Origin of the sequence: Rhizobium sp. SL42 (assembly GCF_021729845.1) — a bacterium.
Taxonomy (GTDB): domain Bacteria; phylum Pseudomonadota; class Alphaproteobacteria; order Rhizobiales; family Rhizobiaceae; genus Allorhizobium.
This window is the reverse complement of record NZ_CP063397.1, coordinates 3094926-3113607: the sequence shown is the minus strand read 5'-3', so window position 1 is coordinate 3113607 and position 18682 is coordinate 3094926. Positions and strand designations below refer to the sequence as shown.

General features: G+C 59.3%; 21 protein-coding genes. 9 read left to right on the top strand and 12 right to left on the bottom strand.

Translation table 11 applies throughout. From position 1 onward, the window contains the following. Positions 1-40: 40 nt before the first annotated feature. Entirely contained in the window at positions 41-616 is a 576-nt protein-coding gene (locus IM739_RS14735) for a GNAT family N-acetyltransferase (protein WP_237368457.1), read from the bottom strand. 275 nt (positions 617-891) lie between these two features. Between IM739_RS14735 and IM739_RS14730 the strand changes: the two genes are divergently transcribed. Next, on the top strand, positions 892-1497 hold the full coding sequence (locus IM739_RS14730) for a 3'-5' exonuclease (RefSeq protein WP_237368456.1): 606 nt from the start codon (positions 892-894) through the stop codon (positions 1495-1497). Positions 1498-1546: 49 nt separating this feature from the next. After that, a complete protein-coding gene (locus tag IM739_RS14725; RefSeq protein ID WP_237368455.1) occupies positions 1547-2044 on the top strand; it encodes a CreA family protein in 498 nt (165 codons plus the stop codon). A gap of 245 nt (positions 2045-2289) precedes the next feature. Here IM739_RS14725 and IM739_RS14720 read toward each other — a convergent pair whose 3' ends face one another. The 4 genes from IM739_RS14720 to IM739_RS14705 all read right to left on the bottom strand — a co-directional run bounded on the left by IM739_RS14720 (position 2290) and on the right by IM739_RS14705 (position 6337). Beyond that, positions 2290-2652 (bottom strand): hypothetical protein, encoded by a 363-nt coding sequence (locus tag IM739_RS14720; RefSeq protein ID WP_237368454.1) that lies wholly within the window; start codon positions 2650-2652, stop codon positions 2290-2292. 249 nt (positions 2653-2901) lie between these two features. Next, a complete protein-coding gene (locus tag IM739_RS14715) occupies positions 2902-3366 on the bottom strand; it encodes a chemotaxis protein CheW (protein WP_007602076.1) in 465 nt (154 codons plus the stop codon). Between the two features lies 1 nt (position 3367). Next, positions 3368-5335: a methyl-accepting chemotaxis protein gene (locus IM739_RS14710; RefSeq protein ID WP_237368453.1), complete on the bottom strand. Its 1968-nt coding sequence runs from the start codon at positions 5333-5335 to the stop codon at positions 3368-3370. A 213-nt stretch (positions 5336-5548) separates the two neighbouring features. Then, complete coding sequence (locus IM739_RS14705; protein ID WP_237368452.1) at positions 5549-6337, bottom strand: DUF2189 domain-containing protein; 789 nt, start codon at positions 6335-6337, stop codon at positions 5549-5551. A 138-nt stretch (positions 6338-6475) separates the two neighbouring features. On the opposite strand from IM739_RS14705, the gene IM739_RS14700 reads away from it, so the two are divergent. The 3 genes from IM739_RS14700 to IM739_RS14690 all read left to right on the top strand — a co-directional run bounded on the left by IM739_RS14700 (position 6476) and on the right by IM739_RS14690 (position 8338). Then, positions 6476-6631, top strand: a complete 156-nt coding sequence (locus IM739_RS14700; RefSeq protein ID WP_237368451.1) for a hypothetical protein — start codon at positions 6476-6478, stop codon at positions 6629-6631. 128 nt (positions 6632-6759) lie between these two features. Then, positions 6760-7359: an SCO family protein gene (locus IM739_RS14695; protein ID WP_237368450.1), complete on the top strand. Its 600-nt coding sequence runs from the start codon at positions 6760-6762 to the stop codon at positions 7357-7359. Between the two features lie 94 nt (positions 7360-7453). After that, complete coding sequence (locus tag IM739_RS14690; protein WP_237368449.1) at positions 7454-8338, top strand: 50S ribosomal protein L11 methyltransferase; 885 nt, start codon at positions 7454-7456, stop codon at positions 8336-8338. 144 nt (positions 8339-8482) lie between these two features. Here IM739_RS14690 and IM739_RS14685 read toward each other — a convergent pair whose 3' ends face one another. After that, entirely contained in the window at positions 8483-8944 is a 462-nt protein-coding gene (locus tag IM739_RS14685; protein ID WP_237371122.1) for a hypothetical protein, read from the bottom strand. On the opposite strand from IM739_RS14685, the gene IM739_RS14680 reads away from it, so the two are divergent. Beyond that, positions 8943-10778 carry an aminopeptidase P family protein gene (locus IM739_RS14680; protein WP_237368448.1) on the top strand — a complete coding sequence of 612 codons (1836 nt, stop codon included), beginning with the start codon at positions 8943-8945 and terminating at the stop codon, positions 10776-10778. The genes IM739_RS14685 and IM739_RS14680 overlap by 2 nt on opposite strands. Positions 10779-10873: 95 nt before the next feature. Here IM739_RS14680 and IM739_RS14675 read toward each other — a convergent pair whose 3' ends face one another. Then, positions 10874-11161, bottom strand: coding sequence for an AzlD family protein (locus IM739_RS14675; protein WP_237371082.1), 288 nt, complete (start codon positions 11159-11161; stop codon positions 10874-10876). A gap of 20 nt (positions 11162-11181) precedes the next feature. Beyond that, entirely contained in the window at positions 11182-11910 is a 729-nt protein-coding gene (locus tag IM739_RS14670) for an AzlC family ABC transporter permease (RefSeq protein WP_237368447.1), read from the bottom strand. Between the two features lie 278 nt (positions 11911-12188). On the opposite strand from IM739_RS14670, the gene IM739_RS14665 reads away from it, so the two are divergent. After that, positions 12189-12437, top strand: a complete 249-nt coding sequence (locus IM739_RS14665; protein ID WP_237368446.1) for a DUF2164 domain-containing protein — start codon at positions 12189-12191, stop codon at positions 12435-12437. Positions 12438-12446: 9 nt separating this feature from the next. Here IM739_RS14665 and panB read toward each other — a convergent pair whose 3' ends face one another. The 3 genes from panB to pncA all read right to left on the bottom strand — a co-directional run bounded on the left by panB (position 12447) and on the right by pncA (position 14865). After that, a complete protein-coding gene (gene panB, locus IM739_RS14660) occupies positions 12447-13274 on the bottom strand; it encodes a 3-methyl-2-oxobutanoate hydroxymethyltransferase (protein WP_237368445.1) in 828 nt (275 codons plus the stop codon). A 1-nt stretch (position 13275) separates the two neighbouring features. Further along, positions 13276-14148 (bottom strand): pantoate--beta-alanine ligase, encoded by an 873-nt coding sequence (gene panC, locus IM739_RS14655; RefSeq protein ID WP_237368444.1) that lies wholly within the window; start codon positions 14146-14148, stop codon positions 13276-13278. A gap of 90 nt (positions 14149-14238) precedes the next feature. Next, positions 14239-14865: a bifunctional nicotinamidase/pyrazinamidase gene (gene pncA, locus IM739_RS14650; RefSeq protein WP_237371081.1), complete on the bottom strand. Its 627-nt coding sequence runs from the start codon at positions 14863-14865 to the stop codon at positions 14239-14241. A gap of 214 nt (positions 14866-15079) precedes the next feature. Between pncA and IM739_RS14645 the strand changes: the two genes are divergently transcribed. Together IM739_RS14645 and IM739_RS14640 are read left to right on the top strand one after the other, a co-directional pair. Continuing rightward, on the top strand, positions 15080-17419 hold the full coding sequence (locus IM739_RS14645) for a glucose/quinate/shikimate family membrane-bound PQQ-dependent dehydrogenase (RefSeq protein WP_237368443.1): 2340 nt from the start codon (positions 15080-15082) through the stop codon (positions 17417-17419). A gap of 164 nt (positions 17420-17583) precedes the next feature. Continuing rightward, positions 17584-17862, top strand: coding sequence for a DUF6074 family protein (locus IM739_RS14640; RefSeq protein ID WP_237368442.1), 279 nt, complete (start codon positions 17584-17586; stop codon positions 17860-17862). Between the two features lie 48 nt (positions 17863-17910). Here the strand turns inward: IM739_RS14640 and IM739_RS14635 are convergent, their stop codons facing one another. Beyond that, positions 17911-18681 carry a glycosyltransferase family 25 protein gene (locus IM739_RS14635; protein WP_237368441.1) on the bottom strand — a complete coding sequence of 257 codons (771 nt, stop codon included), beginning with the start codon at positions 18679-18681 and terminating at the stop codon, positions 17911-17913. Between the last annotated feature and the right edge of the window lies 1 nt (position 18682).

The window sequence follows — 18682 nt, the reverse complement described above, 5'->3', positions numbered from 1 at the left end:
CCCCGCCCGTCGTGTCGAGCATCGTCCCACTCGTGTGGCGTCACGTTTTTATCCTGGCCATTGCATAGGCATCGACATAACTCCCCGCTCGCAATGCGTAGGCGCGGAGGGTGCCTTCACGTGTGAAGCCGAAGCTTTCATAGAGAGCAATCGCCGGGACATTGTCGGTAAAGACGGTCAGTTCAAGCCGTCTGATGTCCATCCAGTCGAAGGCAATGGCAACGAGCTCGCCAAGCAGAGCCCGACCGATGCAGCGGCCCTGATAGTTATCATGTACGGCCATACCGATCTCGCCGACATGGCTGCGACGGCCAGCCAATCGCGTCAATCCGGCATTGCCGACGATTCGTGCCTCCAGGATCGCAACCAGGGCAGCGGTGGTGGCAGACTGGTTCTCGATAAGCCGGCGTATATCCTCGCTGCGCGGATAGGGCGGGCGCAGCGTTCCGGCGCGGACGCCGGGCATGCTCTGCAACTCTGCAATTCCGATTGCATCGTCAGTTGATTGAGCTCGAATCTCCAGGCCTAAAGGCCAACGCGCGTTGCTCGCGACTGGTACACTATGCGCCCGCGTGATCGGGCCTGCTGACGGATTTATCGGTGGTTCTGGCTGCATCGCTGCTCTCCTTCAATGTTTCGGGAGCAGGGACTTTTTCGAACCCTGCATATCCCGGCAGGGTTCGTGGGGGTGATCGATACGCCGTCTAGCCGCGCAACGAAGCATCCACGTTCCCTGAAGGAACGGTGGTGAGCATCATCACGAGATGGGTCGAGCGGCTGGCGATCATGCGCTTACTGTGCGTTGTCGGCAGGTCTGCGTCAATCCGGGATTGCGTCACTTGTGGTGTCGGTTATGACAAGGTGATCTGACGTAGAGAAGAGTCGCATCCGTTGAAAACCATCGCCATCGATTTCGAGACCGCCAACGAGGAGAGGGGCAGTGCCTGCTCCGTCGGTCTTGCCTGGATCGAGGAGGGCCGGATCGTGCGGGTCGAGGAGCGTCTGATCAGGCCGAGGAGCATGCGGTTCTCGCCGTTCAATGTCGCGATCCATGGTATTCGAGCCGAACATGTCGAGGATGCCAGCGCGTTTCCGGAGGTGATGGACGAGTTTGCCGATGATTTTGCCGGCGCCACGATGATCGCACACAATGCTGCGTTTGATTTTTCTGTCTGGCGTGCATCGCTCGACGACTATCGCATGGCGTATCCGACCTTCTCCTACCTGTGCAGCGTGAAGATGGCGCAACGCGTCTGGCCGCATCTGCCGTCGCACAAGCTCAACATTCTGGCCGAGCATCTCGGCATGCGATTTGTCCACCACAATGCCGCAGAAGACGCCGTGGTCTGCGCCCAGGCTTCGATTGTCATGGCCGAAGAGATGGGCGCAGCACGGATCCTCGATCTGGCCGCAATGATCGGGCTGACCCCGGGGCGCCTGCATGCAACCGGGTATCAGGCCTGTTCCGTGCGCAAGGTATCGGCGCGCGCCTTGTAACGGGGCGGATCTGCATTAAGTCATTGAAGAGATGCTAGTGGAGAGCCCTATGACAATTGCAAAGACCATCCGAAACCTCGCCGGTGCCGCAGCGCTTGCACTGGCTCCAGTTGCGGCCAGCGCGGAGGTTGTCGGCGAAGTCGGGGTCGACTGGGTCGGCAATGACATCATTGTCGAGGCGGTCAGCGATCCCGGCGTCAAGGGCGTGACCTGTCATGTGACCTATTTCGACCGTTCGATCATCGATCGGCTATCGAAGGGCAACTGGTTCGAAGATCCCTCGAACAATTCCATTGCCTGCCGCCAGACCGGCCCGATCGAGATCGGAGATATCGAACTGTCGAAGGAGGGTGAGGAGGTGTTCCGCGAGGGACTGTCGATCATCTGGAAGTCGCTTGTGGTCAACCGGATCTACGACAAACAGAACGACACGCTGATCTATCTCATTCATTCGCGCCAAGTTGTCGACGGCTCGGCAAAGATGGCGATCTCGACAGTGCCGCTGTTCAACCAGCCTGTCACCTGGGTCAACGGCAAGCCGAACTGAGCGACCGTTTTAGGGTGTATCGGCGCAGATGTCTGTCGCTGTGACGAAGGTCACTTTTGCTTTGATCCACGCTTTGTCACGTACGTGACGGGCTGGACCGGGCGGCGTGATCCCCAATATCGCCGTCCAGAGTGGTCCGGTCGTGTCCAAGGCTGGGCAAGGATCTGTTCACCGGGCCTGTGTCAAACGGACAGCGCCCTGGAGCCTTGCGGCTCCAGGGCGCTTTTGAATACGGTGTCCGCCAATTACTGAACGTAGACGACCTTGCCGCCGTTGGCTGCGGTTTCGATGTGAACCACATTTTCCAGCTGTACGTTCTTTGCCGTCAGGGCAGCCGCCAGATTGGCGTCGGCTTCGATCATGCTACGCGCTTCGGCACGGGCAGTATCGTTCTTCGAGAGGGCTTCGATTTCGGCGAACTTGGCGCGATCGCTTTCGGTATTCAGGCTACCGAGCATGACCACGCTGACATTGGCATCCATGGTTGTCGAGTTGGTTGTCGTTGTCGTGTCCACCATCGGTTGGGTGGCAGTCTGCGCCACCGCGACGCCTGAAAGCGAAGCGACAGTCATGGCACCCGCGAGTGCGATCCGAAATGCAGAATTCATGATCTTTCTCCTTGGTTTCCTTGCAGAAACTTCCGTTTTTTCTTTTGGAAGTGATTGTAGAACTCCCCGGAGATCGACATGTTCCGATTAAAATGGACGCATTGTGCCGTCGGCGATAAGCGGACCCAACGGCGGCTGCGTCTGCCGACGCAAAAAATCGCAACCTGCTTTCGCCGATTGCGTCATCACGATCTGAGTGGGGCGGGCCCCGCCGTGGCGGGGCCTTGTCCCTGGGAAGAGAGGTTCGGCTTATGCGGCCTGGGCAAGCTCGTCGGCGATGACCGTGTCGAGATTGAGGAAGCAGACCATCGACTTTTCCAGCGCAACGATACCGCGGCAGAATGCGCGCTGCTCTTCCGGGATGATTTCCGGAGCCGGCTGAAGGTCTTCGCCACGAATGGTCATCATGTCGGAAACCTGTTCGACCAGGAGGCCGACAAGCTTGCCGGCGATATCGGTGACGATGATTGCCGCGCGCTCGGACGGTTCGGTCATGTTCATGCCGAGGCGGCAGGCCATGTCGATAACCGGGATCACCGCGCCGCGAAGGTTGATGAGGCCGAGAACGTATGGCGGGGTGTGAGGCATCGGCGTTACCGGTGCCCAGCCGCGAATTTCGCGGATCGCCATGATGTCGATGCAGAATTCCTGCTCTGCAAGATGGAACGATACGATTTCCAGATACGCGCCAGACTGCTTGATTGCGTTAGACATGTTAGAACTCTTCCCAGTGCTCTGCTACTGCGGCGTTGCTTGAGGACGCCGGAGTCGTTCGGTTGAATGTTCCTGCAACCTTTTCGATCAAGGCCTTTGCAGGAGATGGTCTCGGTTTGGAGGCGACCTGGGCCGGCTCCGGGCGGTAAGCGGCGACCGGCTGGTCGCTACCTACCTGGAATTGTCCAACGAGGCGCGACAGGTTTTCCGCGTCGCCCGCCAGGGTATGGCTTGCAGCATTGGTCTGTTCGACCATGGCTGCATTCTGCTGGGTAACCTGGTCCATCTGGCCCACGGCAGAATTGATTTCACTCAGTCCAACTGATTGTTCACGTGCGCTGGTAACGATTGCCTTAACGTGCTCATTAATTCTGAGAACGTCTTCGCCGATGCGGTGCAGTGCATCGCCGGTTGCGGTCACCAATTCGACGCCGGTTTTGACTTCTTCAGACGAACGCCCGACCAGGGATTTGATGTCGCGGGCGGCTTCGGCAGCGCGCCCGGCCAATGCCCGAACTTCCTGCGCCACGACTGCAAAGCCCTTGCCGGCATCCCCCGCACGAGCAGCCTCGACGCCTGCGTTCAGTGCTAAGAGATTGGTCTGGAAAGCTATTTCGTCGATAACGTTGATGATCTTTCCGATCTCGCCCGTTGCATCCTCGATGCGTTGCATCGCGGCCATCGCGTCGTTGACCACCAGTCCGGACTTCTCGGTGAAGTCCCTGGCGTCATCGACCATATGGCTTGCTTCCTCGGCGCGATGGGTCGCGCTCTGGACGGTTGCCGTAATTTCGGAAAGGGCGGCCGAGGTTTCCTCGAGGGAGGCCGCCTGCTGTTCGGTGCGGCGCGCGAGGTCGTCGGCGGCACTGCGCATCTGTTGGCCGTTGGCGCGAATCGAACTGCTGTTGGCGGCAATCTCGCCCATGACGGTGCGCAGGCGCAGTGTGACCTGGTTGAAGTCATTGCGCAAACGTTCCAGATCAGCCGGGAAGGGACCCCTGATCTCGGCGCAGAGGTCGCCCTCAGACAGCTGCATCAGTCCGCCGCCGAGTGCATCGACGGCCAGCTTCAATGCGCGGGTGTCGGCCTCCATCGCGGCGGTACGGCTTTCGCGCTCGGCTTCGTTCTGTCGGTTGGTGTCACGGGTTGAGGTTTCGAGATCCCGCTTTTCGATCGCCGCCCTGCGGAAAATGTCAGTCGAGCGGGCCATGCCGCCAATTTCGTCGTTGCGCTCGGTTCCCTCGACGGCGCTATCGTAGTCGCCATCGACAATGCGCTGCATGCTCGCCCGAACGCTGCGAATGCCGTTGGCGATGGAATTGCCGTGGATCAGTTGCAGCAGCACCACGAGGACGAACGCGATGCCGCCGAGGCTGAGCTGGACTGACAGGGCGTTGCGGCTGCGGGCTGTCGCTTCGCCGACCCGCTCTTCGACTTCCTTGCCGCCAAGGGTGGCAATCTTGCTGAGGACATTTCCGAGCCGCTCACCGGCACCGTCGATCGCATCGTCGATGGCGGCATAGTCGTCTTCTGCAGCGCCATTCTCGACCAGGCGCTTCAAATCGATCTGGATCGCACTGGCGACGGCCTTCAGGTCGTCGTCGTAACTTGCAACTTCGGAGGCTGCGCCGGCCTCGTTGGCAATCGATTTGAGCGTGGACGAGCCCGCGGCAAGAAGATTGACAGCTGTGTCGATGATTGCGATGCGCTCTGGCTGGATAGCCCCTTCCGAGCGGTCGATGATCGTGTCCATGGCCGCCAATACGAGATTGGCGTTGGCGAGTTGCATCTCGTTAACACGTTCAACGTCGGCCTTCATCTGAACGGCGCGCCGGAGGGCACTGTCGAGTCCGGCATTCTGATACCAACCGACGCCGAGCATCGAACCGATACCAACCACCGCCGCGACACCGAGTGTCAAGAGTCGCTGACGAACCGACAGGCTTTGTCCTGAAATGAAATTTAGCATTTGTCTCCCCAAGCGCGTGTTCCGCTGGCGTGTGCCAGCCGGAAGCATGTCATGCGAAGACCAGGGAGGCGGTTTGGCGGCCTGGCGGACGGTTCATGTCCGTGCGCGATCCGGCGGGATCGCAACGCGTATTAAGAATCCCGAATATTAGTTAATCTACGGCTAACAATGCTGTCGGGCGGCGGTGGATCACCGATATTCCCGGTCGTGAGCCTAGATTCTGCTGATGGCGCGACGGTAAAGATGCCATGTCGCATGTCCGGCGACCGGCAAGACGACCAGCAGACCGAGAAAACCGGGTACCAGCGCGAGGATCGCCAGCGTTGCGACTGCCGCGCCGAAAGAGAGCATCGGCAGCGGATTTTCCAAAACAGTGCGCATGCTGGTCAGCATGGCCGTGACAAAATCGACGTCGTAGTCGAGCAGAAGCGGCATGGAAATGACGGTCGCCGTGAAGAGTATGGTTGCCAGAACAGCGCCAACGACCGTTCCGACGACGAGGAAGAGCAGGCCGTGCGGCGTCGAGACCAGCAGGTGCGCAAAGGCATCCAGAGATGCGGGGATCCTGAAACCGAGAAACAGCGCCATGAGCAGACGCACCTGGTAGATCCAGATCCAGAAAATGAACAGGACGACAAATGCCATCCACGACAACTGACGTTCGCGTTGGCGGAAAACCTCAGTGAGGACCGCCGACCATCGGACGTCTTCGCCACGATAGTGGCGCCGGCTGACGTCGTAGAGGCCAACGGCGACGAAAGGTCCGATCAGCGGAAATCCGATGGCGACCGGGATGATCATCCAGGGAAGATGATAGTGGACAAGAACGACGGCAATGAAGAGGCCGCCGAGCGCATAGATGGTCCCGAAAAACAGCCCGATCGCAGGATAGCGACAGAAATCACGCCAGCCATCCCTGAACGCGGCGGTGATATCGGACGCCACAAGCCGGTTGACGCGAAACTTCGGTGTCTGGCCGCCGTGTATCGCCTGCTCTTCCATCTGTCCCTCCCAAGACGCATTCCTACATGCAATGTGTCAGCAAAAAGCGAAGGCCTTCCTTGATCTCGGTCAATTTTTGCCTGCGGATCAACCCGATCCCCGGTTTTATCAACGCAACAGATGCGCTATATTTGCTTTATGATCACCGTAGAGCGCCATTCAAAGCTACTCCCCCTTGCTGCCATCGGGCTTGCCGGTGCTCTTCTTGCCGGCCTGATCTTCATCGGCTGGATGCGGTATGGCTCCGCTATTTTTCTCAGCCTGGTCGAAACCGGTCTGTCCTATTGTTTCTAATTGTTTCCGACACGGATTTTGCGACAAATCAGCGCTTACAGCGGATTTGACGGCGAGTTGAATTGCCTTTCGCAGCCGCTCGGCTTATCCGGCTCAATCAATGGCGATTGTTGTTGAGGACTTTTGAAATGCGGACTTTGCGGGTGGTTTTATGGGCGGGCGTGCTGGTCATGGCGGGTCTGCTGGGCTGGCTGACGCTGAACGTCACCCAATCGAGCGACAAGATCGCCGAAGGCCCCTTCGGAGTGCCTTTCGAACTGGTGGACCAGAATGGCAAGGCCATCTCCGAACAGGCCTTTCGTGGCAAGCCGACGGCTTTGTTCTTCGGTTTCACCCATTGCCCGGAAGTCTGCCCGACCACGCTTTTCGAACTCAATGGCTGGATGAAGCAGGTTGATCCCGATGCCAAGGGATTGCAGGCCTATTTCGTCACTGTCGATCCCGAGCGTGATAGCCCCGAGCTTCTCGGCCAGTACATCTCGAACGTGACAGATCGCGTGATCGGCATTGCCGGTGATCCTGCGAAAGTTGCCGAAGTGATCAAGGGCTTCCGGGTCTATGCCAAGAAGGTGCCGCTGGATGAAAAGGATCCGAACGGCGACTACACAATGGATCACACCGCCTCGATTTTCCTGCTCGACGCGGATGGCCGCTTCAAGGGCACGATTGCCTATGGCGAGAACCCGGACACTGCGGTGAAGAAGCTTGAAAATCTGATGAAGGGCTGATCACCGGCGCGTTGTCGCCGGCTGGACGGTTGCCTTGGCGGCGATTGCGTTGTACCGCAACCCCTTCAAGTCTAGATCGACAGGACGTGCGCCCGTGAGTGAAATCCGCCTCTATGTGACGACCACCGAGACTCGTGCCAACGACGTGCTCGACGTGATGACGTTCGGCTTCGGGGAGGAGGATTATGCGATCGCCACCACCGAGGTCGACGAGAAAAACGATATCTGGGAAGCGTCGATCTATCTGACGTTCGAGGAAGAGGACGAGATCCGCGAGCGGCTGGCTGCCATGCTCTCCGAAGAGTATTCAGATCTCAGCATCGAGCGCGAGATTATTCCGGAGATCGACTGGATTGCAAAGTCGCTGGAAGGGTTGACGCCCGTGCGCGCCGGCCGGTTCCTGGTGCATGGATCGCATGACCGCGACAAGGTCCAGCTCAATGACGTGGCGATCGAGATCGATGCTGGCCAGGCTTTCGGGACGGGCCATCATGGAACGACGGCGGGGTGCCTCGAAGTCATCGAAGAGGTGGTGCGGGCCCGCAAGGTGCGCAATGCACTGGATCTGGGAACCGGCAGCGGCGTGCTGGCGATTGCCGTCCGCAAGCTACTGCCGGTGCCGGTGCTCGCCACCGACATCGATCCGATTGCCGTGCGTGTCGCCAAGGAGAATGCGCGCCGCAACCAGATCGTGACGGGCATCGATTTCCGCACGGCTCCCGGCTTTCATTCGACAGCCTTCGGACAACATGGTCCTTTCGACCTGATCATCGCCAATATCCTGGCACGACCGCTGATCAAGATGGCGCCGCAACTGGTCAACAATCTTGCCGACGGTGGCTCGGTGATCCTGTCGGGAATTCTGGCGGCCCAGCGGTGGAAGGTGATTGCCGCCTATAGCGGTGCGGGCCTCTCGCATGTGCGGACGATCTGGCGCAATGGCTGGGTGACGATCCACCTTCGGCATGGCAAGGGTTAAGGTCATTTACTGAACGAGGGACAGAAAAAAGGCGACCGCAAAAGCAGGTCGCCTTTGGCACGACATCATGCCGTGCGATCCGCGAGCCCGGGAGGATGAGCTCAAGCGGATGTCAGTGTCGCCGCTTGTGGGCGGCAGATGGCATCAGCTGATCGAACGCAGCGAGGGCTTGCGACGGAGTTCTTCGCGATTGAGGCCCATAGCCTGGAGCGTGGAGTCATCGAGGGTCTGCAGGGCGCCATTGGCGTAGAGGTTGGCGCGACGCTGGCGTGCTTCAACGAAATTGTCGAGGGCGATACGCAGGAATGACTTGGCCATTTCTCTGTTCCTTTCGGGTGTGACGCGATCACCGCGTCTTTCGATGCTCCAGATATAGAGTGGTTCCCGCGGTTCAGTCAGGTGGGCAATGGCACGGGAGACCTGCAATTGCTGCATGGCAACATGAGGTTTGCCTGAAGTGTAGGCGGTTTTGCCATCGCCGTCGTTCAGTTGCACCAAGACATTGCCATTGAGAAACTGCGGATGACCTTTGGCGACGGATGGGCAGGCGTGTGGTGCCTTGTTATAACGGTCGCCGAGAATCCTCCATCCTGCAGGCCTTTCCATGTTTCAATCCTTCGATATCAAATCCACTCCTCACCACGGCAAGGAGCGCATTGCGGCGCTGCGTGCGCTGTTTCCCGAAATGGGCGTCGACGGCGTGCTGGTGCCGCGCTCGGATGAATATCTTGGGGAATATGTGCCGGCGTCTGCCGAACGGCTGGCTTGGGCGACGGGTTTCACCGGGTCTGCCGGGCAATTGCTGGTCACTGATGCGGAGGCTGTTGTGTTTGTCGACGGGCGCTATGTGACGCAAGTCGCCCAGCAGGTCGATCTCGCGGTTTTTACGCCAGGCGATCTGATCGGCGAACCGCCGCATGTCTGGGTCGCCAACCATGCAGGCAAGGGGTTCCGGCTTGGCATCGATCCCTGGACGCATACCGGCGTCGAGGTCAGCCGGCTCGAAAAGGCACTGGAAGACAAAGGCGGTGCGCTGGTCCAGCTGTCGTTCAACCCGATCGACAGGCTGTGGAATGATCGACCGGCAGAACCGCTGGGACAGGTGAGCATTCAACCGGAAAGCTATTCCGGTGTGCCGGCGGCCGAGAAAATCACCAGGATTGCTGCCGACCTCACCGCGAAGGGCCTTTCGGCAGTGCTGATCAGCGACCCTTCATCCGTGGCCTGGATTTTCAATGTCCGGGGCGCCGACGTACCGCATACACCGCATCCGCTGGCGCGCGCGATCATCAAGGCCGACGGCAAGGCGGAACTCTTCCTCGATGGGGCCAAGACCAGTCTGGACGTTGAGACCTACCTGCGCGACCTGTGCGAACAGGTTGATCCCCAATTGCTAGCCGAACGGATCGAACGGGTGGCCAGCGGCGGCGGGCGTATCCTGATCGATCCTGATCTTGCGCCGCATGCACTGGCGCAGTTGATCAAAAAGGGCGGTGGCACCGCTATTGCCGGCAACGACCCGGCCAAGCTCGGGCGGGCTGTGAAGAACCTCGTCGAACTGAATGGCTCAGCCGCGGCGCACTTGCAGGACGGCGTGGCCGTGGTTGAATTTCTGACCTGGCTCGATCAACAGCCGGCCGGAACGGTCAGCGAAATCGGAGCGGCCAAGGCACTTGAAGCGACAAGGGTTCGCGTTGGCGAGCGGATGCAGAACCCGCTCAAGGATATTTCCTTCGAGACGATTTCGGGAGCCGGCGAACACGCCGCGATCATGCACTACCGGGTGACGACCGAGAGTGACCGGACCATCAATGCCGGGGAAATGTTTCTCATCGATTCCGGTGCGCAGTACGTCAACGGTACGACCGACATTACCCGGACGATCTCCATCGGGGCTGTGCCTGAAGAACAGAAGCGATTTTTCACTCTGGCGCTCAAGGGCATGATCGCGATCAGCACGGCGCGCTTCCCCAAAGGCACGCGCGGTTGCGATCTCGATCCCCTGGCGCGTATCGCCCTGTGGAAGTCCGGTGCCGATTTTGCCCATGGCACGGGCCATGGTGTCGGGTCATACCTGTCCGTTCATGAGGGGCCGCAGCGGATTTCCCGGCTGTCGACGCAGGAATTGCTGCCGGGCATGATCCTCTCGAACGAGCCGGGCTACTATCGTCCCGGCAGCTTCGGCATCCGCATCGAAAACTTGATCTATGTGCGCGAAGCGGAAGAGATCGACGGTGGAGATCAGCCGATGCTCGGCTTCGAGACGCTGACCTTTGCGCCGATCGATCGACAGTTGATCGTCGAAGACCTGCTGACGCGCGAGGAACTGCAATGGCTCGATGACTATCACGCCCGCACGCGTGCCGAGCTTCTGCCGCTGATCAGCGATCCCTCAGCACGCGAGTGGCTGGAGCGCGCGACGGAAGCCTTCGAACACTAGACGAGCCCGCTGGATCATCCTGTCGGATGACGAGATGATCCAGCGTCCGGATTGTTGATTTTGACTTGCGGCGGCCCGGCACTCCTACCGGCCGTTCAGCCACCGAGATGGCGGATCGCGACGGCGACGGCCCAGCCAGCCAGCAGCATCGGGATTGTCGACAGGCGCATGCCCGCCAACAGGCTGACCGCAAGCGCAATCTTGACTTCGATGCCGCCTGCAAAGAATGCCGGCGCCACAAGCGTGGTCAGAACGGCGGCGGGGACGGCATTGAGAGCGGCCTCCATCCGCGGCGGTATGTTTTTCATCTTGCGGATCAGGACATAGCCGCCGATGCGCGTGACATAGGTTGCGACCGCCGAGGCGAGAATGATTGCCACCATTTCGGGATTGAAGAGCGCGTTCACTTGCTGTCCTCCGCAGCCGCACCGGAGGCGGATTTCGCTTCCTCAGCCTTTGCAGGCGGCATCAGCGCGGCAGCCAGAACGCCGGCCAGCGCGCCAATGCTGACATGCCATGGCGAACCGACGGTCTTGTGGGCGATTGCCGAAGCGAGCGCGCTGACGATGACGACCGGCAGGAAATTGCTGCGGCGGCGAAAACCCAGCACCAGAGCGAGAAAATAGATCGGAAGCAGCACGTCAAAGCCGAAACGGGCAGGGTCTCCCATCAAGCGGCCGAAATAGGCGCCGACGACGCTGAGCAGGACCCAGGCGACAAAAATTGGCAATCCCAGCCCCATGTACCAGGCAAAGGTCACCTTCGTGCCGGTCTCTGCACGCTTCAGTGTTTCGGCGAATTGCGGATCGGTGAGCAGGAAGAAGGTTGCAGCCTTCTGTGACACGGAGAAATGTTCGACAAAGGGGGCGAGCGCCGCGGAATAGAGCACATGGCGGAAATTGACCGCAAAGATCGACAAGACGATCAACCAGGCCGGGACATGGTGGCCGAACAATTCAATGCCGACAAGCTGGCTTGCGCCGGCGAAGATGGTGCTGCTGGTCAGTGCGACCTCGCCGACGGTCTGGCCGTTTGCAATGGCAATGGCGCCGAAGAGCACGGCAAAGGGGCTTGCGGAGACGACAATTGGAATGGACCGGGTGATCCCGTCTCTGAACTCTGAGCGTGACATGCTGTATTTCCGTGTTTTGCAGCCCGGTTACCCTGTCTGTCGTGTTCAGGCAAACCAATAGGTTTGATGGAACGTGCATCAGGGTTGATGAAACACACCTGTTGGCAGCAAAACATCCGCAGATCTTGTCGAAAAGAAACACATGGGGCAATTGGGTCTCGGGATGAAAGCCCGCTTCGGTTTTCAGCAGTGCCTATGGTGATTGACACCTGGCTGAGTTCGCCAGCAACGGACTTGTTCCGCATCTAACTTGATCATGGCTCCTGGGAGGCTGTATTTTGGAGAAACTCGATTTTTCAAAGGAAGAGCAGGCTCGCCTCGTGGCGCAGATCCAGTCTCATTTTCACGATGAATTCGATCTGGAACTGGGACGCTTCGAAGCGGAGGGCATCGCTGCGTTCTTTTCAAACGTGCTCGGGCCGCAATTTTACAATCGCGGTCTGCACGATGCCCAGGCCGTTTTGGCCAATCAGATCGACCTGTTCAACGATGCCGTCTATCAGCTCGAGCGGGCTTCAAAGACGTAGTCCGTTCGCTTACCGCTTCGGGCGGATCTGGAAAGTATGCTCGGGGGCGGGGAAGCTGCGTGCCTGAACCTCGGTTGCGTAATTTTCAGCCGCGGCCGAAATGACCTGTGCCAGATTGGCAAAATGCTTGACGAAACGCGGCTTGAAATCATTGAACAGGCCGAGCATGTCGTCGGATACGAGGACCTGTCCGTCGCAAGCCGGAGAGGCGCCAATGCCGATGGTTGCCGCACCGACGGTCGCCGTGATTTCGCGCGCCAGGGGTTCAACGGTCCCTTCGATGACCATGGCAAATGCCCCAGCCTCGTCGATCGCCTTGGCATCCGCGCGGATCTTGTCCTGTTCCTTGTCGCTGTGGCCCTTGGAGCGGTAGCCGCCGGAGGTGTTGACCTGCTGCGGCATCAGGCCGATATGGCCGAAGACCGGCACGCCGCGGGCAACCAGAAATGCGACGGTCTCGGCCATTTCCGCACCACCCTCAAGCTTTACGCCGTCGCAGCCGGTTTCCTTCATGATGCGGGCGGCATTGCGGAAGGCCTGTTCTTTGGACTCCTGATAGGAGCCGAAGGGCAAGTCGACGATGACGCAGGCACGGTTTGCGCCGCGCATGACCGCCTGTCCGTGGGCGATCATCATCTCCATGGTGACGCCGACAGTTGTCTCCAGGCCGTAGAGCACCATGCCGAGGCTGTCACCGACCAGTAGAAGATCGCAATGGTTGTCCAGCAATCGCGCAATCGGCGTCGTATAGGCGGTGAGGGAGACTATTGCCCGCTGGCCCTTCAGCGCAGTGATGTCGGCAGGTGTGAAGCGTTTCTGGCGAGGTGGTGTGCTCATGTCAGGCGGCCTCCATGCCGGCGTTGGCCTGGTGGCCGATGACGCGATTGTCGAGAAGTTTGGTCTGGCCGAAACGTACAAAAAGAAGGACCAGGGCAGGGCCGTCGATCGTTTCGAGCTTTGCGAGCGTTACAGGGTGGCGGATCGCCACGACTTCGGGATTGGCAAGAGGTTCGGTCTTGAGGAAGTCGATCAGCCGCGCCTCAAGGGTCTTCACGTCGCGGACGCCGGCGAGCAGAAGGCGATCGGCTTCGGCAAGCGTCTTCGGCACGATCACGGCCGCCGCGCGTTCCTCTTTCGACAGATAGACATTGCGCGAGGAGCACGCGAGGCCGTCCGGTTCACGGACCGTTTCGACAGGAACGATGCGGACCGGGAGCGCGAGGTCCTGGACCATCTTATGGATGATGGTGACCTGCTGGTAGTCTTTCTCGCCGAAATAGGCCGCATTGGGCTGGACGATATTGAAAAGCTTGGAGACTACCGTGGCGACGCCGGCGAAATGGCCGGGCCGGGCTTCCCCCTCGAGCTCGGAGCCGAGCTTCGGCAGATCAACCACCGTCTGCATCGGTTCGGGATACATGTCGGTGACCGAAGGCGCGAAAATGAAATCGACGCCGGCCTTCTCCAGCATGGCGCTGTCGCGCTGCAGGTCGCGTGGATATTTGTCCAGATCTTCGCTTTTGCCGAATTGCAGCGGGTTGACGAAGATCGATACGACCGTCACGTCATTCTCGGCCTTGGCATGCGCGACAAGGCTCAGGTGGCCCTGATGCAGATAGCCCATGGTCGGCACAAAACCGATCGTATGGCCGGCGCGGCGGCGGGGCGCGAGCTTTTCCCGCAATGCGGCGATCGTGGTGATGATTTCCATGATCGGCGTCCTCCCTGACTTTTCATTGGCTCGGGCTCTAACCCGTGGCGTCAAAAAAGGCAATCGCACGAATCGTTTGCAGTGATCTGCTCAGAGCGTGATTCCGCTGCTCTGGATGATTTCGACACCTGCATACTTCATTGCCTCGATCGCATCCTCAACGCCCTTCGGATCGATGCCGCGGCAGCCGTCGGCAATCAGTCGGACCTTGATGCCGGGCAGCATTTCGATCGCATCGAGGGCCGAGAATTTAACACAGTAGTCAGTGGCAAGGCCCATGATGTCGAGCTCGGTGACCTGTCTGGACTGGAGATAGTCGGCAAGGCCAGTCAGGGCGCCCTTCTCGTTGTCGCGAAAAGCGGAGTAGCTGTCGACTGCGGGATTTTCGCCTTTTCGCTGCACGTAGTTGAATTTTGCCGTCAAAAGTTCCGGATGAAATGCCGCGTCGGGTGTTCCCTGAACGCAGTGGTCCGGCCACATGACTTGTGGCTGGCCCGAAAGCTCGCCCATGTCGAAAGGTGCCTTGCCGGGATGTTGCGAGGCAAAGCTGCCGTGATCGGCAGGATGCCAGTCCTGGGAGGTGACGATCAAATCGTACCGACCGCTTTCCATCAGTGCATTGGCGACAGGAACAACCAAATCACCATCGGCAACAGGCAAATTGCCACCGGGACAGAACCCGTTTTGAATATCAATTAACAATAAGGCTTTGGTCATGGACGCTCCCCAGCGCTTGTGTGCAATGCAGGATGACAAGTCATTCGCCGCAGCACAAGCGTGACTTCTTTTCTTTATGGATTCCGGCACTGCCGCCATCACGGTCATGATTTTCCGGATGACATGGAACAATGGGCAGTTTTGTGCGTTGCGCAATCGTCGTGCGCCTCCGTTCGGAGGCGCTTCACCCATTTTAGTATGAACGGAATTGGAAATGCTGATCACCATTACCGCCATAATCTTTGGCGTGCTGGGGCTGGTGCTTGCCGTGGGTGGCGGGCAGCTTTTGTTGCTTGGGGGCAGCCTCTATTATCTCGTTGCGGGTATCGTCCTGCTTCTCACGGCGGTGTTGCTGTTGCTCCGGCGTGCCGAGGCGCTCTGGCTCTACGGACTGTTCATCGTGGGCAGCCTGGCATGGGCCATCTGGGAGGTTGGATTTGACTGGTGGCAACTCGGAACGCGCGGCGGATTGGTCGTGGTACTCGGCCTTTGGCTGATGGTGCCGGCGCTTCGGCGACAGCTTGGCCCGATCCATCGCCGTGGTCGGGTGGCTGCGAATGGCTGGCCTCTGGCGTTGCCGGTGCTGCTCGCGATTGCTGTCGCCGTCTTCTCGATGACACAGGATCCCTACGACCGCGCCGGCGCCTTGCCAACAGAGCAGGTTGCCGCCGCCCCGAGCCTTGGCGGTGATGTCCCGGATGGTGATTGGCATCAGTATGGCCGGACGCCCTACGGCCAGCGTTATTCACCACTGACGCAGATCAACACCGACAATGTCGACAAGCTGGAAGTCGCGTGGACTTACCAGACGGGCGACGTGAAGTTGCCGGAGGATGTTGGCGAGACGACGTATCAGGTAACGCCGCTCAAGGTCGGCAATACCCTGTATCTGTGCACCCCGCATAACTGGGCGATTGCCATCGATGCCGAGACTGGCAAGGAAAAGTGGAAATTTGATCCGAATGCGGGCCTGAACCCGGACCGGCAGCACCAGACATGCCGCGGCGTGACCTACTACGCGGATCCGGCTGCTGCTGCTGGTGCGGCTTGTTCAGCGCGCGTCTATCTGCCGACTTCCGACGCGCGTCTGATTGCCCTGGATGCGGAGACTGGTGCCATTTGCCAGAATTTCGCTGATGGCGGCACGCTGCGCCTCGAACAAGGAATGCCGTTCAATCCGGCCGGCTACTATTACTCCACGTCGCCTCCGGTCGTCGCTGCCGGCAAGATCATCGTTGGTGGTGCGGTCAACGACAACTATTCGACCCAGTCGCCCTCGGGCGTCATCCGCGCTTTCGACGTCAATACGGGCGCCCTGATCTGGAATTGGGATGCCGGCAACCCAAGCCAGACACAACCGATCGGCCCTGGTCAGACCTATACGGCAAACTCGCCGAACAGTTGGTCTGTCTTTTCTGTCGATGAGCAATTGGGCCTCGTCTATATTCCGCTCGGCAATCAGGTTCCGGACCAGCTCGGCATGGGTCGCTCTGCCAATGTCGAGAAATACTCGTCGTCGATCGTGGCGCTTGATCTCAATACCGGTGCCGATCGCTGGGTGCGTCAGACCGTCCATCACGATCTCTGGGATATGGATGTTCCGGCACAACCGGTATTGCTGGATATCACCAATGCCGAAGGTGTGCCCGTGCCGGCGCTGGTCGGGCCAACCAAGCAGGGCGATATCTATGTTCTGGATCGGCGGACAGGCGATCCCATTATCCCGGTCAAGGAAATTCCGGCACCCGGTGGTGCGATCGAGGATGATTTCACATCGCCCACGCAGCCCGTTTCCGATCTGAGCTTCCGACCGAAGACAATGGTCGAGAGCGATATGTGGGGGCTCAGCCTCATCGATCAGATGATGTGCCGCATCGCCTTTCACAAGCTCAAATACGAAGGCCAATACACGCCGCCTTCGCTGGAGGGCACCCTGGTCTACCCGGGCAATTTCGGTACGTTTAACTGGGGCTCGGTCGCGGTCGATCCCGAGCGCCAGGTGATGTTCGGAATGCCAACCTATTTGGCCTTCACCTCGCGGCTGGTACCGCGATCGGAAATCGCGCCGAAGGGGGAGGGCGAAAAGGGCTCTGAACAGGGGCTGAACCGCAATGAAGGTGCGCCTTACGGTGTCTACATGGGGCCATTCCTGTCGCCGATCGGCATTCCCTGCCAGGCTCCGCCGTGGGGTACTGTCGCGGGCGTTGATCTGCGCACCGGCAAGGTTGCCTATCAACACCGCAACGGTACGGTCTACGACATGACGCCATTGCCTTTGCCGTTGAAAGTCGGGGTGCCAGGGATCGGTGGGCCGATGATCACCAAGGGAGGCGTCGCCTTCCTCGGGGCAGCCGTCGACGATTACCTGCGTGCCTATGATCTGACGAGCGGCGAGCAATTGTGGGAAGCCAGGTTGCCAGCTGGTGGCCAAGCAACGCCAATGAGTTATGCGCTCGATAACGGCAAGCAGTATGTCGTTATGGTTGCGGGCGGTCACGGATCGGTCGGCACCAAGCCGGGTGACTACGTAATCGCCTACAAGCTGCCTGATTGAGTTCGACCTTGTCACGACTATGAAGAGCAACCCTTCGGGCGAAAGCGCTCGAAGGGTTGCATTTTGATACGGATTTCGGTTGATTCGGTCGTGGGCGACCAAAGGAAACCAAACGTTAACCATGTGATTCTACACCCATTCACGTAACGTGAGGATGTATTCGCATGAGTGACCAAGCCATGATCGGCCAGACCAACCCGTCCATCGCCTTCTTTCCGCTTGCGAACCGCACCGATCTTGTGCGCCGTTCGGCTGTCGAACTCGACCGACTGAACGGCTATGCCGCCGTCGAATTCTGGAAGACGACATGCCGTGCCCTCGGCAGCGAACTGCTGTCTCTTGGTTGCCCGGAAGATGAGATGCGTGTTGAAATCATGGATTTCCAGGCAGCAGTCCAGATGGAACTGATGTGGCTGCATCGCGCCGAAGAAGCGCACGGCTGAGGCAAGCGGTCCTGACTCGCGGCGCTCAATGCGCTTTGTGAATTTCAGTCAGAAGAACCTGTTTTTCAACAGCTGGAAACCGCGCGAAAAGAAGCGCGAAACTTCCAGATAAGCACGGTAGGGCAGGACCGTCAGGTAGCGCCAGCGCGGCAGCTTGTATTGCTGCATGTTGCTCTGGATCTGGGTTTCGTGTTCCGAATATTGGCTGGCCGGTTGCGGGTGTATGAAGGCGGCCTTGAGGCCGTCGAGATATTCGAGATCAAAGGCAATGTCATAGGCGAGCCGCATCGGGAGCAATCGGTTGACGATCCAGCGTGCCGCCTCGCGATTGATGACATAGGCGCCGGCCCCTTTTTCCCTCGTCAGCGCAAGCGCCAGAGAGCGACCGTTCTCCAGGTCCTTGAAGGGGTATTTCCGCCCCCGGTTCACGGTTGTCAGGCGAAGGATGTCCCAGTCGGTCGGGTGCATGGCAGCACAGTCGACACTGTTGAGAAAGTCCGGCTCGAAGGATACGTCGTCTTCAAGGATCAGTGCGAGGTCGGTGTGGCTGGCGAGCAGGCGGCGGGCACAATCGACATGGCTCAGATAGCAGCCGACTTCAGCCGGTGTGGTCCGCCGTCCATGCAGAAGCTTGTAGGACAGTTCGCTGAATTCCTTGATCGGAAAGCTGATCGCGCGTCCGTTCACACCGGGCACACGCTCGTATTCGAGGCTGGCAGCCTGGAGTTTTTCCGTCATCGCGGCGAGGCGATCCGTCGCCCCGTCCATGTTGATCAGGTAGACGGACAGCGTCATCTGGCTCTTTGGCAGAAAATGCAAG

What these genes read in the sequence shown, in the direction of transcription:
- IM739_RS14705 (WP_237368452.1), bottom strand. Translation starts at nt 6,337, where the DNA reads ATGGAAGAGCAGGCGATACACGGCGGCCAGACACCGAAGTTTCGCGTC.
- IM739_RS14710 (WP_237368453.1), bottom strand. Translation starts at nt 5,335, where the DNA reads ATGCTAAATTTCATTTCAGGACAAAGCCTGTCGGTTCGTCAGCGACTC.
- panC (WP_237368444.1), bottom strand. Translation starts at nt 14,148, where the DNA reads ATGGAAATCATCACCACGATCGCCGCATTGCGGGAAAAGCTCGCGCCC.
- IM739_RS14715 (WP_007602076.1), bottom strand. Translation starts at nt 3,366, where the DNA reads ATGTCTAACGCAATCAAGCAGTCTGGCGCGTATCTGGAAATCGTATCG.
- IM739_RS14675 (WP_237371082.1), bottom strand. Translation starts at nt 11,161, where the DNA reads ATGGTGGCAATCATTCTCGCCTCGGCGGTCGCAACCTATGTCACGCGC.
- IM739_RS14685 (WP_237371122.1), bottom strand. Translation starts at nt 8,944, where the DNA reads ATGGAAAGGCCTGCAGGATGGAGGATTCTCGGCGACCGTTATAACAAG.
- IM739_RS14640 (WP_237368442.1), top strand. Translation starts at nt 17,584, where the DNA reads ATGAGTGACCAAGCCATGATCGGCCAGACCAACCCGTCCATCGCCTTC.
- IM739_RS14695 (WP_237368450.1), top strand. Translation starts at nt 6,760, where the DNA reads ATGCGGACTTTGCGGGTGGTTTTATGGGCGGGCGTGCTGGTCATGGCG.
- IM739_RS14725 (WP_237368455.1), top strand. Translation starts at nt 1,547, where the DNA reads ATGACAATTGCAAAGACCATCCGAAACCTCGCCGGTGCCGCAGCGCTT.
- pncA (WP_237371081.1), bottom strand. Translation starts at nt 14,865, where the DNA reads ATGACCAAAGCCTTATTGTTAATTGATATTCAAAACGGGTTCTGTCCC.
- IM739_RS14670 (WP_237368447.1), bottom strand. Translation starts at nt 11,910, where the DNA reads ATGTCACGCTCAGAGTTCAGAGACGGGATCACCCGGTCCATTCCAATT.
- IM739_RS14700 (WP_237368451.1), top strand. Translation starts at nt 6,476, where the DNA reads ATGATCACCGTAGAGCGCCATTCAAAGCTACTCCCCCTTGCTGCCATC.
- IM739_RS14645 (WP_237368443.1), top strand. Translation starts at nt 15,080, where the DNA reads ATGCTGATCACCATTACCGCCATAATCTTTGGCGTGCTGGGGCTGGTG.
- IM739_RS14680 (WP_237368448.1), top strand. Translation starts at nt 8,943, where the DNA reads ATGTTTCAATCCTTCGATATCAAATCCACTCCTCACCACGGCAAGGAG.
- panB (WP_237368445.1), bottom strand. Translation starts at nt 13,274, where the DNA reads ATGAGCACACCACCTCGCCAGAAACGCTTCACACCTGCCGACATCACT.
- IM739_RS14735 (WP_237368457.1), bottom strand. Translation starts at nt 616, where the DNA reads ATGCAGCCAGAACCACCGATAAATCCGTCAGCAGGCCCGATCACGCGG.
- IM739_RS14720 (WP_237368454.1), bottom strand. Translation starts at nt 2,652, where the DNA reads ATGAATTCTGCATTTCGGATCGCACTCGCGGGTGCCATGACTGTCGCT.